A 13,420-nucleotide genomic window follows, 5' to 3' on the forward strand; every position below is an offset into this window, starting at 1 on the left:
TCAGCTCCTCCGCGGCCCGGCCGTGCGGGTCACCGGCCGCCGAGCGCCCTGTCGAGCCGGGCGAGCAGGAAGAACGCCGCCATCGTCGCGACGACGCCGCCGATCCACACGCCCCACCCGGCCGCGCCGACGCCCACGGCGGCCCACCCGGCGTGGTCGCCCGCCGACCAGGCGACGATCACGCCGACCACCGCCCAGGTGATCAGCCCGCCGTAGGCGAGGAGCTGCAGGACCCCGTGGCGCACGAGCGGCCCGGAGGCGGGGTCGTCGTTGGCCATGGCGAAGGGGAGCAGCGCATAAAGGGTGAACAGCGCGGCGACGACGGCCAGGACCAGGGCGTTGACGGTGCTCACGAGGCTCCCGACGCTCACGACGCGACCGGCCGCGACGCCCGGACCGCGCCGATGCTCGCCACGACGACCAGCGCGATGGCCAGCGCGGAGAGCGCCGTGAGCTCCTGGCCGAGGACGACGAACCCCGCGGTCGCGGCGATCGCCGGCGCGAGGCTCATCAGCACCGAGAACGCCGAGGCCGGCAGCCGGCGCAGGGCGAGCAGCTCGAGGCTGTAGGGCACGAGCGAGGACAGGAGCGCCACCGCCGCGCCCCACCCGAGCACCACCGGGTCGAGCATCGCCGCGCCGCCCTGGAGCACGCCGAGCGGCACCGTCAGCACGGCGCCGACGGTCATCGCGAGGGCGAGCCCGTCGAGGCGGTCGAACCGCCCGCCCGCGCGCTGCGAGGCGAGGATGTACGCCGCCCACATCGTCGCCGCGCCCAGCGCGAACAGCACCCCGGGCACCGTCAGATCCGCGAAGCCCCCGCGGCCGAGCAGGGCGACGCCGGCGACCGCCAGCGCCGCCCACAGCCAGCTCGACGCCCGCCGCGACGCGGCGACCGACAGCACGAGCGGCCCGAGCACCTCGAGGGTCACCGCGGCGCCGAGCGGGATCCGCGCGATCGCCTCGTAGATCATCGAGTTCATGCCCGCGAGGGCGACGCCGAAGCCGACGACGAGCGCCACGTCGCGCCGGCCGAGCCCGCGCACGCGCGGCCGGCACACGGCGAGCAGGACGAGCGACGCGAACGCGAGACGCAGCGCGACCGCCCCGACCGGCCCCACGCGGCCGAACAACCCGGTCGCGGCCGTGGCGCCGAACTGCACCGAGAACTGCCCGACCAGCACCATGACGACGGCGACGGCGCGCGTCCGGGTGGCCGACTCCTCCCGCAGGCCCGTCACGGCCCCGACGTTAGGACGAGCTCAGCCGGCCCGCAGGTGCGACGGCGGCGGACGGTGGGCGCCGCCGGCCAGCCAGGCGCAGAGGTCGTCGACGTCCGCCGGCTCGTGCAGCGGACCGGCGACGACCGCGGGGCCGGTCGGCGTGCGCTCGTGGTCGCACGGCTGGACGAGCACCAGCCCGCCCGCCCCGTGCGGCGCGGTGCCCTGTCCGCACGCCGCCGCGGCCAGGCACGGTGCGCGCACGAGCAGTCCGTGCGGGCACCGGCGGACGGCGCCCCGCAGGGCCTCGCCGACGACGTCGCCGCCCGGTGCCGGGTGCTGGTGGTGCGGGCACGCCGGGGTACCGCAGTAGACGGCGGTGAAGCCGACGGTGCCGCTCATCCCTCGCCCCGGTCCCGCGCGTGCCGCGCCTCCTCGGGGACGTCCTCGCACGGGTCGACGTGTCGGTGCTCGAACGGGTCGGGGAAGCGGCGCCACGCCTCCTCGCCGAGGGCCAGCTCGGCGTCGGTGAGCAGCGCGGCGTCGAGCGCCTCGACGATGCCCGCGGGGGCGGCGTCGTGGACGAGCGCCACGATCTGCTGCTCGCGGTCACCGAAGCGCTCGTCCCAGCTCAGGGCCGCCGCCGCGCGCCGTTCGTCGCCGGCGTCGTCCCAGGCCTGCGGGTCGGCGGCGAGCCAGGTGCCGGCCGGGCCGATCTGCAGTGCGCCGCCCGCGGACTCGAGCCACAGCACGTGCTCGGGCTGCGAGGCCACCCACACGCGGCCGCGGACCCGGACGGTGCCGTGCAGGAGCACGTCGATCGCGGCGTGCAGCCGCTCGGGGTGGAACGGGCGGCGGTGCCCGACGTGCAGCAGCGAGACACCGGCGTCGCGGGTCAGCGGCGGCTGGCCCCGCAGCAGCGGGGTGTGGGCGTCCTCGGGCGCCCCGCGACGGGCCTCGCTCGGCAGCGTCGCGAGGCGGTCGACGATCTCCGCGCCGAGGTCCGCGGCGAGCTCGGGGGCGCCGGCCAGGTCGGCGGGCGACTCCGGGGCCGTCAGCCGGACCGCGCGCGGCGCGAGCCGGTCGAGCACGGCCTCGAGCCGGACCCGGTCCCACGGCGTGGGGCACCGCCCCGCGACCACGAGGACGTCGGCCGGCTCGGCCGACCCGACGATCATCTGGGCCACGGTCCGCTCGTCGTCCCCGGTGAGGGCCAGGCCGCGCCCGGCGAGGGTGTCGTCGCCGCCCGCGTCGTCCAGCCAGATCGCCGCGTCGAGGACCGTGACCACACCGCGCAGCGCGAGCAGGTCGGTCACCGGGCCCGCGGCGCCGTCGGGGACCAGGGCGTGCAGCGCCTCGCACACCGCCTCGGGCTCCACGCCGGGGTCGAGCAGCAGCACGACCTCACCGACCTCGGGGTCGCGCGCCAGGCACACCAGCAGCGGCAGCAGGTCCTCCCGCAGCGTGCAGGCCACGCACCCGTGCGCGAGCTCGAGGACCGCGTCGTGCTCACCGTCGTCCTCGACGACCCGCCGGTGCACCACACCCTCACCCAGCCCCCGCAGGTCGTGGGCGACGAGCACCGCCGTCGTCCGCGTCCGCTCCCCGGCGCTGCCGGTCGCCGCGCACCGCACCGCGGCCGCCACTGCCGCGGTCGCGACACGGTCGGCGCCGCTCACCAGCGTCAGCCCGGCCCGGGCGATCTCCGCACCCTCCGGCATACAACTCCCTCCGTCGGCGTTACCGTGAACGATAATCGTTCTCAACAAGGAGGGGAACCGGTGGCCCGCAACGACGTCCGCCCGATCGTCAAGCTGCGCTCGACGGCCGGGACCGGCACGACCTACGTGACCCGCAAGAACCGCCGCAACGACCCGGACCGGCTCGTGCTGCGCAAGTACGACGCCCGCGTCGGTCGCCACGTCGACTTCCGCGAGGAGCGCTGAGCGCTCCTCCGACCCCGTCAGGGAGGAGAGGCCATGAAGGTCCGCGCGTCGCTGAAGGCGCTCGAGCAGAAGCCGGGATCGCGCGTCGTGCGCCGGCACGGCAAGGTCCTGGTGATCAACAAGCGGAACCCGCGCTGGAAGGCCCGGCAGGCCTGAGCCGGGGCTGAGCCGGGGCTGAGCCGGCCGGCCTACGCCTGCTCCGGCGGCGTGTCGGTGACCCGCAGCAGCAGGGCGAGGAAGGCGTCGGCCTGCAACCGCCCGCCGCTGCGGGGCACCTCCCCCCGGCGCTCGTCATCGGCCGCCAGCTCCTCGCCGATGCGCCCCATGGCGCGCACCAGCGGGTCGGCGAGCTCCGGCGGCACGTCGCCCAGCAGCTCGAGCGACCCGTCCTCGCGGCGCTGCGTGGACAGGTGCGCGAGGGCCCGGCGCAGCACCCTGCGCGGCTCCCCGGCCACCAGGTCCGCGTCGTCCCCGCCGTCCCCGCCCGCCGTCGTCATCCCCGCAGTGTGCCGCGCGGCTCCGAGACCGTTCCGTGGGGACGGGCGCCGGGCTACCGTCGGGGCGGTGGCGGTCTGGGACATCGCGACGCTGCCGGCGCGCGAGCAGTTCTCGTACTGGCACGAGGTCATCTGCCAGGCCTTCGTCCCGCTCACCCCGCACCGCACCACCGACGAGACGGGGTTCGCCGCCAAGGTCGAGACCCGGGCGCTCGCGGGCCTCAACCGGGCCCGGCTGCGCTCCCGTCCCCAGCGCACCGACCACGGGCCGCGCGAGGTGGCCCGCACCGCCGGCGCGTACTACTTCGTCAACCTGCAGCTCGCCGGCCGCTGCGTGACCACGGTCGGCGAGCACACGAGCGTCGTCCGCGCGGGCGAGCTCGTCGTCGTCGACACCGCGGAGCCGTACTTCTTCGAGCTGGACCGGCCCTGGCAGATGCTGTCGTTCCGCGTCCCGCACGGCGAGCTCGACGCGAAGCTGCACGGGCGGCGACCGCGGCTCGGCCGGGCCGTCACCGCCACGGGGGCCGGGGCCGCGGTGGCCGCGCTCATGCCCGCGCTGTGGTCGCTCGACGCCGCCGACCCTGCGGCGGGCGAGCTCGCCGAGTCCTTTGCGACCGCGGTGGCGGCGGCGACCGCCGGAGCGCCCGCGGAGCGACCGCGGGCCGGCGTCACCCGCGCCGCGGTCCTCGCCCACGTCGAGCGCCACCTCGGCGACCGCGACCTCACCGTCGCCGGCGTGTGCCGGCTCTTCGCCATCTCGCCCCGCACGCTGCACCACCTCTTCGCCGGCACCGGCGAGTCGTTCGCCGCGACGGTGCGGCACCGGCGTCTGGACCGGTGCGCGGCGGTGCTCGCCGACCCCGCGACCACGGCGACGGTCACCGCGGTCGCCCGCGCGCACGGGTTCGACGACCCGACGGCGTTCGCGCGGGCGTTCCGGCGCCGGTTCGGGGTCTCGCCGCGGGAGCGGCGCCCGTAGTCGGCGTGCACGAACGGCACGGTGCGGTGCCCGGAAAGCCGAGACGGTGCCGACGGGCCGCGCCACGCTCTGCAGAGCATGACCGTGTCCTTCCTGCTGAGCCCCGAGCAAGAACAGCTCAAGGCCGCCGCCCGCGCCTTCGCCGAGGAGCACCTGCGCGACCTCGCCGCCGCCGTCCGCACCGAGCCGGACCCGCTGACCCGGGCGCTGCTGGCCCGCCCGGTTTTCGAGAAGGCCGTCGGGCAGGGCTTCCTCAAGGGCCTCATCCCGGCCCCGGTCGGCGGCACCGCCGCGAACGGCGTCGATGCAGCGATCTTCGTCGAAGAGTGGGCGGTGCACAGCCCCGACGTCACGATCTCGATGGCCGGCCCGCTCATCGCGCTCGCGCCGGTCTACGAGGCCGGCACGCCCGAGCAGGTCGCGCGCTTCGTCGCGCCGTTCCTCGCCGACTCCGGGGCACCGCTCGCGGCGACGGCCTACAGCGAGCCCGAGGGCAGCGCGAACTTCGACAGCCCGACGGGCACGCGGACCACCGCGACACCCGACGGCGACCACTACGTCATCGCCGGCCGCAAGGCGTGGGCGTCGCACCTGTCGGGCTGGGACGGCGACGGCCCGGACCTCATGACCATCGTCTGCCGGGCACCGGGCGGCATCTCGCTGATCGTCGCCGAGCGGGAGCACCTCGCCGGGCACGTCGAGGTCGAGGAGCACTACGACCTGCCCGGCCTGCGCGGTTGCCTGACCTCGCGGGTGCGCCTCCACGACGTCCGCGTGCCGAAGGCGAACCTGCTCGGCGCCGAGGGCCAGGGGGCCGCGCTGACCCGCAACGCCTTCCTGCCGAGCGGCGCCTCGATCGGCATCTTCGCCGTCGCCGCGATGCGGGGCGCCTTCGACGTCGCGCTGCGCTTCGCCACCACGGAGACGCGCGGGGGCCCGACGCCGATCATCGACCACCAGGCGGTGTCGGACGTCCTCGCCGACGCCAAGGGGAGGATCGAGGCCACGCGGCTGCTGGCCTGGCGCGCGCTCGACGCCGTCCTCGCCCAGCACCCGTCGGCGCCCGAGCTGGCCCTGCACGCCAAGGTCTTCGGCTCCGAGACCGGCGTGGACGTGATCAACGACCTCGTCAAGCTGGTGGGCGTGACCTCGTACGACGCGCGGTTCCCGATCGTCGAGTACCTCAACGAGGCGCTGGCCTACCCGATCATCGAGGGCAGCAACATCGGGGTGCGCCGCCGCCAGCTCCAGGACCTGTTCCGCGCCCCGGGCTACGACCCGCTCGCGGCGTCCGGGATGACCTAGGAAACCTCGTCGACCAGCGCCGTCCAGAAGCGCAGGGCGGCGTGCTCCATCTCGAGCCCGAGCCGCAGGGTGATCATCCGCTTCGCGACGGCGTCGAGGTCGGCGTAGCGCGCCTGCATGTCCTCGTAGACCGCGATCCGCTCGCGGTGGGCGGCGATCTGCTCGCGCGCCAGCCGCTCGACGTCGCCGGGCTCGGCGACCTCGTTGAAGAACAGCTTGAGCTCGGCGATGTCGCGCATCTGGAAGTGCTCGGGCGTGGGCTCCGCGAGCCAGGCCTTGAGCTCGGCGCGCCCGCTGTCGGTGAGCCGGAACGTGCGCCGGCGCCGGCCCTGCGCCTCGGTCTCCGCCGCCAGCAGGCCGAGCTCGGCCAGGCGCTGCGGCTCGGAGTAGAGCTGGGCGTGCGGGAAGTGCCAGAAGTAGCCGATGGAGCGCCCGACCGCCCGCTTGAGGTCGTAGGACGTCGACGGCCCCCGCAGCGCGATCGTGCCGAGCACGACGTAGGAGGTCGGGGAGAGCCGGTCGGCCACGGGCACGGAGCGTACCCACTCTTGCCCGTCGAGTGTCCATGTCATACCGTCCGAAACAGACCGTATGCGGCGGAGCATGATCGGGAGGCGGGACCGGATGGACCTCGCGACGGCGTGGACGTGGGCGGTCGACCGCTTCCCCGCACGCCGGGCCGTCGGCGGGCCGGCCCCGATGACCTACGCGCAATGGGACGCCCGCACCGCCCGCCTGGCCCACGCCCTGCGCGGTCTCGGGGTGCGCCGCGGCGACCGGGTCGCGCTCGTGCTCGTCGGCGGCGAGCCGGCGGCGTCGCTGCACCTCGCCGCGCAGCGCCTCGGGGCGGTCGCCACGCCGCTCTCGCCGCGGTTCGGCCCGCCCGAACTCGCGCATTGCCTGGCCGACGCGGCGCCCGCGCTCGTCGTCAGCGAAGCCGCCACCGCTGAGGCGACCGCGACGGCGATGGGCGACGAGCGCATCCGCCCGGTGACGCACCTGGGGGTGGCCGACCTCGAGCGACGGGCCGCCGACCAGCCCGACACCGCGCCGTCGGACCCGCCCGGCGCCGACGACGTCAGCGTCATGCTCTACACCTCCGGCACCACCGGGCGGCCGAAGGGCGTGCCGCGCACCCACCGCGCCGAGCACGCCGCGGCCGTCGCGCACCTCGTGCAGACGGGTCAGCGCCCGGGCGACGTCGTCCTCGGCGTCATGCCGCTGTTCCACACGATGGGCGTGCGGACCCTGCTCGCGACGGTGCTCGCGGGCGGGACGTGGGTGCCGCAGGCCCGGTTCGACGCCGCCGAGGCCGCCGAGCTGATCGCGCGCGAGCGGGTCACCTCGCTCTACCTCGTGCCGACGATGTTCTGGACCCTGCTGCGCGAGGCCTCGCCGTCGGCCCTGGGCGGGGTGCGGCGGCTCGCCTACGCGGGCGCGCCGATGGCGCCCGCGCTGGCGGAGCGGCTGGTCGAGACTGTGGCGCCGGAGGCGTTCGTCAACCACTTCGGCTCCACCGAGATCTACACGTTCACGATCGGCCCGGACGTCGCCGCGAAGCCGGGCTGCGCGGGGCGGGCGGGGATGTTCAGCCGCGTGCGCCTCATCGACCCGTCCCCCGGCGCGGGACCCGACGACGAGGTCGCGCCGGGCGAGCAGGGCCAGGTCGCGGTGTCGATGGCGAGCCCGGAGGCGTTCGGGGGCTACTGGCTGCGCCCGGACGCGACCGCGAAGGCCGTGCGCGGGGGCTGGTACTTCACCGGCGACCTCGCCGTGGCCGACGACGACGGCGACCTCTGGGTCAGCGGCCGCGTCGACGACATGATCAACACCGGTGGCGAGAACGTCTACCCCGACGAGATCGAGGCCGCGCTCGCGTTCTGCCCGGCGGTCGCCGACGTCGTCGTGGTCGGGCTGCCCGACGAGCGCTGGGGGCAGGCGGTGACGGCGTTCGTCGTGCCCGGTGCCGGGATCGCGCCGGCGGACGCCGTGCGGGGCGCCGAGTCCTGGGCGCGCGATCGGCTGCCGTCGCTGCGCCGGCCGAAGCGCGTGATCGCGATCGACGCCGTGCCCCGCTCGGCGGTCGGCAAGACCCTGCGCCGCGTGCTCGTGAGCGGGGACTACACGGCGCTCGCGGACACGGCCGGCGGGGTCCCGAGCGAAGGGCACCTCCGCTCGGGTCGACCGAGCGAAGGGCACCTCCGCTCGGATCGGGCGACGCCGTGAGCTGGACGCCGGCACGCGACGAGGACGCGGCCCTTGTGGCGGGCGCCGGGCGGTTCGTCGACGACCTCGACCCGCTGCCCGGGACGCTCGTCGCCGCGGTCGTGCGCAGCCCGCACCCGCACGCGCGGATCCGCGCGGCTGACCTCGAGGCCGCCCGCGCGCACCCCGGCGTTGCGGCGGTGATCGGGCCCGACGAGGTGCGCGCGGCCGTGCGCCCGTTCCCGCTCTCGACCACGACGCCGATGCCCTACCTGCCGTCCGCGACCGACGCCGCGCGCTACGTCGGCGAGCCCGTCGCCGTCGTCGTCGCGACCGACCGCTACGTCGCCGAGGACGCCTGCGAGCTGGTGGCGATCGACTACGAGCCGCTGGACGTCGTCGTCGACACCCGGTCGGCGCTGTCGGACGACGCGGTCCTGCTGCACCCCGAGGCGGGCACGAACGTCGCCACGGACCGCACGTTCTCGTTCGGGCCGGTCGACGACGCCTTCGACCGCGCCGACCACGTCGTGCACGGCGAGTACACGTTCCCGCGCTACTCGTCGGTGCCGATGGAGTGCTACGGGGTGGTGGCGCACTGGGGTGTCGACGCCGTCGAGGTGTGGGCCAACTTCCACGGCCCGTTCACGATGGTCCCGGTCGTCGCCGGGGCCCTCGGGGTGCCGGTCTCCCGGCTGCGGCTGCACGTGCCGGCCGACATCGGCGGCAGCTTCGGCATCAAGTCCGGCATCTACCCGTACGTGGTGCTCATGGCGCTGGCGTCAAAGCACGCGGGCCGGCCGGTGCGCTGGACCGAGGACCGCGTCGAGCACCTGCTGTCCAGCTCGTCCGGGGCCGGGCGGGTGATGACGTTCTCGGCGGCGGTCGGTGCCGACGGGACGGTCGACGCCCTGCGTGTCGACCTCGTCGACGACGTCGGCGCGTACCTGCGCCCGCCCGAGCCGAGCACGCTCTACCGCTGCTTCGGCAACATCACCGGGGCCTACGACGTGCCCGCCGTCGCGATCCGCGCCCGCGCCGTCGTCACCAACCGCGCCCCGACCGGGCTCAACCGGGGCTTCGGCGGGCAGCAGCTCTACTTCGGGCTCGAGCGGCTGATGGACGCCGTCGCCGGCCGGACCGGGCTGGACGTCGCCGAGGTCCGCCGGCGCAACCTCGTGCGCTCCTTCCCGCACCGCACGCCGACCGGCGGGCTCTACGACTCCGGCGACTACACGGGAGCGCTGGACCTGCTGCTCGCCAAGGGCGGGTACGACGAGCTGCGGACGCGCCAGTCGCTGGCCCGGGCCGAGGGGGCGTACTACGGCGTCGGGCTGGCGCTCGTCGTCGACCCGTCCGGCACCAACATCGGCTACGTGGGGCTCGCGACGCCGGCCGCCGACCGCAAGCCCGGCCGCGACAAGTCGGGGTCGACGGAGATCGTGCGCGCGTCGGTGGACCTGCAGGGCGTGGTGACGGTCCTGCTCGGCTCGGTGCCCCAGGGCCAGGGGCACGCGACGGTGGCGCGCCGGGTGGCGGCGTCGCGGCTGGGGCTGCCGGTCTCGCAGGTCCGCGCGACCGTGGACATGGACACCGCCTCGACGCCCTGGACGGTGACGTCGGGCAGCTACTCGTCGCGCTTCGCGCCGCTGGTGACGAGCGCCGTGATCGCGGCGGTGGACCGGCTGGCGGAGACGGTGCGCGCCGGGGCGTCGGTGCTGCTGGGTGTCGACGCGTCCGGTCTCGAGCTCGCGGACGGCTCGGTGCGCGACCCGGCATCCGGCGCGTCGTGTCTCTTCCGGCACGCGGCGGGCGTCGTGCACTGGGACCCGGGCGCGCTGCCGGCGGGCTCGCCGGCCCGGCTCTCGACCGAGGGCGAGTTCGTGCCGCCGGAGGCCGTCGCGGCGACCGCCGAGGACCGGATCAACTCGTCGCTCTGCTACGGGTTCGTGGCCGAGATGGTGGGCGTGCGGATCGACGCCGCGACGCTGGAGGTCACCCTCGACCGGGTCGCGACCGTGCACGACGCCGGCACGATCCTCGACCCGGTGCTGCTCGAGGGGCAGGTGCTCGGGGCGCTGGTGCACGGGCTCGGCGGCGCGGCGTACGAGGAGTTCCGCTACTCCCCCGCGGGCCAGCCGACGTCGGCGACCTTCCTCGACTACCTGTGCCCGACCAGCGCGGAGACGGCGTTCGAGCTGGTGAGCGACCACGTCTCGTCGCCCTCGCCGCTGACCCCGCTCGGCGCCAAGGGCTGCGGCGAGGGCAGCTCGATGAGCCTGCCGGTGGCCTACGCCAACGCCGTCGCCGACGCCCTGGCCCCCGCCGGCGTCCCCGTCACCTCCCTGCCCCTGCACGGTTCCGTGCTCCACGACCTCCTTCGTGAGCAGTTGGCGCCCCGATAGGGGCGCCAACTGCTCACGTACCCGACCACGACGAAGGGTTCCCATGGCACTGACCGGCGGCGAGGTCCGGCTCGAGCGGTCGCACGACGGGCGGGTCGCGGACGTGACGCTGTCCCACGGCCGGTACACCGTGATCACCTGGGAGATGCGCCGGCTCATGGCCGAGCGCTTCACCGAGATCGACCGCGACCCGGCGGTGCAGGTCGTCGTGATCCGCTCCGACGGCGAGCACTTCTCCTCGGGCGGGGACATCGCCGGGTTCATGGAGGTCGAGCCGATCGACTTCACCGACCTCGGCCACGACGTCACCGCGCCCTCGCGCAGCCCCAAGCCGGTGATCGTCGCCGTCGACGGCTACGCGTTCGGCGTGGGCCTCGAGCTCGTGCTGTCGTGCGACATCCGCCTCGCCACCGAGCGCAGCCGCTTCGCGCTGCCCGAGATGAACCTCGGCATGATCCCGGGCTCCGGCGGCACGCAGCGGCTCGCGCGGCTGATCGGGATCTCGCGGGCCAAGCACCACGTCATGACCGCGCGGCGCATGACCGGCCAGGAGGCCGCCGACTGGGGCGTCGTCGCCGAGCTGCACGCCGACCGCGAGGCGCTCGACGCGGCCACCGAAGCCCTGGTGACGACGATGCTCGGCTTCTCGCCGCTGGCCCTGCGCGCCGCGAAGGAGGTGCTCGACCGCGGGATCGACGCGCCCCTGTACTCCGGCATCGAGCTCGAGCGGAAGGCCTACGCGATGCTGCGCTCGAGCCACGACTTCGCCGAGGGCGTCGCGGCGTTCGGCGAGAAGCGCAAGCCCGAGTTCACCGGGCGATGAAGGCGGTGATCTCGTGAAACCGGCCGCGTTCGCCTACTGCCGCCCCGACACCGTCGACGAGGCGGTGGACGTGCTGGCCCGCGGCGACGCCAAGGTGCTCGCCGGCGGGCAGTCGCTCGTGCCGGTGCTGGCGATGCGCCTGGGCCGGCCGGGCACGCTGGTGGACATCACGCGGCTGCCGGGGCTGGACGATCTGTCGGTCGTCGACGGGCAGCTGGAGATCGGGGCGGCGGTCCGGCAGCGCACCGTGGAGAGATCGCCGTCCACGGCGTCGGTCCCGCTCATCGGGCGGGCCATGCCCTTCGTGGGCCACCGCGAGCTGCGCAGCCGCGGCACGGTGTGCGGGAGCCTCGCCCACGCCGACCCGGCCGCCGAGCTGCCCGCGGTCGCCGCGTGCCTGGGAGCGACCGTGGTGCTCCGGGGGCCGCGGGGTGAGCGTTCGGTGGCTGCGCGGGAGTTCGTCACCGGGCCGATGACCACCGCGGTCGACCTCGACGAGCTGGTGACGGCGGTGCGCTTCCCGGCCGCCCGCGCCGGCGAGGGCTTCGGGTTCGCCGAGATCGCCCGCCGGCACGGGGACTTCGCGCTGGCGGGGGTGGCGGTGCGGGTCCGCGGCGACGCGGCGGTGCTCGCCGCGTTCGGGGTCTCCGACCGGCCCGTGGTCCGCGAGCTGACGCTCGACGACCCGACCGAGGCGGGCCTGCGCCCGGTCACCGACGCCCTGGCGAGCGAGATCGTCGACACCGACGGCGACGCCCACGGCTCGCGCGGCTACCGCGCCCGCCTGCTGGGCGTGCTCGCGGCGCGGGAGCTGGCGCGGGCGCACCGGGAGGCCGCGTGTTCGTAGACGCCGACGCCACCGCCGAGGTCTCCCTGACCGTCAACGGGCGCGCGGTCACGGTCGCCGTGTCGCCGCGCACCACCCTGTCCGACGTGCTGCGCGACCGCCTCGGGCTCACGGGCACCCACGTCGGCTGCGAGCACGGCGTGTGCGGCATGTGCACGGTGCTGCTCGACGGCGAGGCCGTGCGCGCCTGCCTGCTGTTCGCGGTGCAGTGCGAGGGGGCGGCGCTCACGACCGTCGAAGGGCTCGGCGCCGTGGACGACCAGCACCCGCTGCAGCAGGCGTTCGCCCACCACCACGCCCTGCAGTGCGGCTTCTGCACGCCGGGGATGCTGATGAGCTCCTACGACCTGCTGGCCGGCGGCACCTACGACGAGGCGACGCTGCCCGAGGACATGTCCGGCGTGCTCTGCCGGTGCACGGGCTACCGCGGGATCCTCGCCGCCGTCGCCGACGTCGCCCGCACCCACCCCGACGGCGTCCCCCCGCCCCGCGCCGCCGTGCCCCCGGCGCTGGTCGGGCGTGTCAGCGGTGCGCCACCGCAGACATCCGGTGTCCGTGATGCCACACGCTCGCCCGAGATCCCGGCGGAGATCACGGTGCCGTCCGGCCCGCCGACGGTCACCGTCGACGTCCGCCGTGGGCTGGCCTCGCCCGTCGATGACGTCTGGGCCGTGCTCGCGGACGTCTCGCGGCTCGTCGCCTGCCTCCCGGGCGCGGAGATGACCGAGGATCTCGGCGACGACCGCTACCGCGGGCGCGCGGTCGTCGCGCTCGGGCCGGTGTCGTTGCGGTTCGAGGGCCTGGCCCAGGTCGAGGAACGGGACGCGGCGAGCCGGCGGATGCGCGTGCTCGCCCAGGGCGCGGACCGGGGCGGGTCGTCGACGCAGGCCGTCATCCGGCTCGCGGCCGACCCGTCGCCCGACGGCGGGACGACGCTGTGGGCCGACGCCGACGTCCACCTCTCCGGCCGCGTCGCGCAGTTCGGGCGCGCGCTGGCCGGTGACGTGTCGCGGCGGATGTTCGAGCAGTTCGCCGCGAACGTCGACGAGGCCGCGCGGACCGGCGAGGCGCCCCGGAGCACGACGAGCCCGCTGCGCCTGGTCGTCACCGCCCTGTTCGGGGGCCTGCGCGTCCGGGGCCGGCGGTTACTGGCTCGTATCACTCGCTCGGCGAGGGATACCAGCCAGTAGG

15 protein-coding genes are annotated in these 13,420 nt (G+C 75.7%); 9 read left to right on the plus strand and 6 right to left on the minus strand.

Annotation, left to right across the window (positions count from 1 at the left end; genetic code table 11):
* Positions 1–29: 29 nt before the first annotated feature.
* Genes QSK03_RS20520 through mrf form a run of 4 tightly spaced genes read right to left on the minus strand, consistent with a single transcriptional unit; the run spans position 30 to position 2,940 of the window.
* Positions 30–371, minus strand: a complete 342-nt coding sequence (locus QSK03_RS20520; RefSeq protein ID WP_285655942.1) for a hypothetical protein — start codon at positions 369–371, stop codon at positions 30–32.
* Positions 368–1,240 carry an EamA family transporter gene (locus QSK03_RS20525; RefSeq protein ID WP_285655945.1) on the minus strand — a complete coding sequence of 291 codons (873 nt, stop codon included), beginning with the start codon at positions 1,238–1,240 and terminating at the stop codon, positions 368–370. Before QSK03_RS20525 ends, QSK03_RS20520 begins: the two co-directional genes overlap by 4 nt.
* 21 nt (positions 1,241–1,261) lie before the next feature.
* The gene (locus tag QSK03_RS20530; protein ID WP_285655948.1) at positions 1,262–1,621 is read right to left on the minus strand and encodes a hypothetical protein; all 360 of its coding nucleotides are present in this window, start codon (positions 1,619–1,621) and stop codon (positions 1,262–1,264) included.
* A complete protein-coding gene (mrf, locus tag QSK03_RS20535) occupies positions 1,618–2,940 on the minus strand; it encodes a ribosome hibernation factor-recruiting GTPase MRF (protein WP_285655950.1) in 1,323 nt (440 codons plus the stop codon). The genes QSK03_RS20530 and mrf overlap by 4 nt, the downstream gene beginning before the upstream one ends.
* 60 nt (positions 2,941–3,000) lie before the next feature.
* Here mrf and rpmG point away from each other — a divergent pair, with 60 nt between their 5' ends.
* Together rpmG and ykgO are read left to right on the plus strand one after the other, a co-directional pair.
* A complete protein-coding gene (gene rpmG / locus QSK03_RS20540) occupies positions 3,001–3,165 on the plus strand; it encodes a 50S ribosomal protein L33 (protein WP_274203511.1) in 165 nt (54 codons plus the stop codon).
* Between the two features lie 33 nt (positions 3,166–3,198).
* Entirely contained in the window at positions 3,199–3,321 is a 123-nt protein-coding gene (ykgO, locus tag QSK03_RS20545) for a type B 50S ribosomal protein L36 (RefSeq protein ID WP_285655954.1), read from the plus strand.
* Positions 3,322–3,353: 32 nt separating this feature from the next.
* Here the strand turns inward: ykgO and QSK03_RS20550 are convergent, their stop codons facing one another.
* Positions 3,354–3,662, minus strand: coding sequence for a hypothetical protein (locus tag QSK03_RS20550; RefSeq protein ID WP_285655956.1), 309 nt, complete (start codon positions 3,660–3,662; stop codon positions 3,354–3,356).
* A 67-nt stretch (positions 3,663–3,729) separates the two neighbouring features.
* On the opposite strand from QSK03_RS20550, the gene QSK03_RS20555 reads away from it, so the two are divergent.
* Positions 3,730–4,644 (plus strand): helix-turn-helix domain-containing protein, encoded by a 915-nt coding sequence (locus QSK03_RS20555; protein ID WP_285655958.1) that lies wholly within the window; start codon positions 3,730–3,732, stop codon positions 4,642–4,644.
* A 78-nt stretch (positions 4,645–4,722) separates the two neighbouring features.
* Positions 4,723–5,949: an acyl-CoA dehydrogenase family protein gene (locus QSK03_RS20560; protein ID WP_285655960.1), complete on the plus strand. Its 1,227-nt coding sequence runs from the start codon at positions 4,723–4,725 to the stop codon at positions 5,947–5,949.
* Here QSK03_RS20560 and QSK03_RS20565 read toward each other — a convergent pair.
* Positions 5,946–6,476 (minus strand): PadR family transcriptional regulator, encoded by a 531-nt coding sequence (locus QSK03_RS20565; protein WP_285655963.1) that lies wholly within the window; start codon positions 6,474–6,476, stop codon positions 5,946–5,948. The two genes, QSK03_RS20560 and QSK03_RS20565, sit on opposite strands and share 4 nt — an antisense overlap.
* A 97-nt stretch (positions 6,477–6,573) precedes the next feature.
* Here QSK03_RS20565 and QSK03_RS20570 point away from each other — a divergent pair, with 97 nt between their 5' ends.
* Genes QSK03_RS20570 through QSK03_RS20590 form a run of 5 tightly spaced genes read left to right on the plus strand, consistent with a single transcriptional unit; the run spans position 6,574 to position 13,419 of the window.
* A complete protein-coding gene (locus QSK03_RS20570) occupies positions 6,574–8,175 on the plus strand; it encodes a class I adenylate-forming enzyme family protein (protein WP_285655966.1) in 1,602 nt (533 codons plus the stop codon).
* Positions 8,172–10,559, plus strand: coding sequence for a xanthine dehydrogenase family protein molybdopterin-binding subunit (locus tag QSK03_RS20575; protein ID WP_285655969.1), 2,388 nt, complete (start codon positions 8,172–8,174; stop codon positions 10,557–10,559). The genes QSK03_RS20570 and QSK03_RS20575 overlap by 4 nt, the downstream gene beginning before the upstream one ends.
* 43 nt (positions 10,560–10,602) lie before the next feature.
* Positions 10,603–11,382, plus strand: a complete 780-nt coding sequence (locus QSK03_RS20580; RefSeq protein WP_285655971.1) for an enoyl-CoA hydratase/isomerase family protein — start codon at positions 10,603–10,605, stop codon at positions 11,380–11,382.
* Positions 11,383–11,395: 13 nt separating this feature from the next.
* Complete coding sequence (locus QSK03_RS20585; RefSeq protein WP_285655974.1) at positions 11,396–12,229, plus strand: FAD binding domain-containing protein; 834 nt, start codon at positions 11,396–11,398, stop codon at positions 12,227–12,229.
* Positions 12,220–13,419, plus strand: a complete 1,200-nt coding sequence (locus QSK03_RS20590) for a xanthine dehydrogenase family Fe-S subunit (protein ID WP_285655977.1) — start codon at positions 12,220–12,222, stop codon at positions 13,417–13,419. The genes QSK03_RS20585 and QSK03_RS20590 overlap by 10 nt, the downstream gene beginning before the upstream one ends.
* Position 13,420 lies beyond the last annotated feature (1 nt).

Origin of the sequence: Actinomycetospora sp. NBRC 106375, from assembly GCF_030269665.1 — a bacterium.
Classification (GTDB): domain Bacteria; phylum Actinomycetota; class Actinomycetes; order Mycobacteriales; family Pseudonocardiaceae; genus Actinomycetospora.

Excerpts from the sequence above, each read along its gene's own strand:
- QSK03_RS20530 (WP_285655948.1), bottom strand. The coding sequence starts at position 1,621 with ATGAGCGGCACCGTCGGCTTCACCGCCGTCTACTGCGGTACCCCGGCG.
- mrf (WP_285655950.1), bottom strand. The coding sequence starts at position 2,940 with ATGCCGGAGGGTGCGGAGATCGCCCGGGCCGGGCTGACGCTGGTGAGC.
- ykgO (WP_285655954.1), top strand. The coding sequence starts at position 3,199 with ATGAAGGTCCGCGCGTCGCTGAAGGCGCTCGAGCAGAAGCCGGGATCG.
- QSK03_RS20550 (WP_285655956.1), bottom strand. The coding sequence starts at position 3,662 with ATGACGACGGCGGGCGGGGACGGCGGGGACGACGCGGACCTGGTGGCC.
- QSK03_RS20560 (WP_285655960.1), top strand. The coding sequence starts at position 4,723 with ATGACCGTGTCCTTCCTGCTGAGCCCCGAGCAAGAACAGCTCAAGGCC.
- QSK03_RS20570 (WP_285655966.1), top strand. The coding sequence starts at position 6,574 with ATGGACCTCGCGACGGCGTGGACGTGGGCGGTCGACCGCTTCCCCGCA.
- QSK03_RS20580 (WP_285655971.1), top strand. The coding sequence starts at position 10,603 with ATGGCACTGACCGGCGGCGAGGTCCGGCTCGAGCGGTCGCACGACGGG.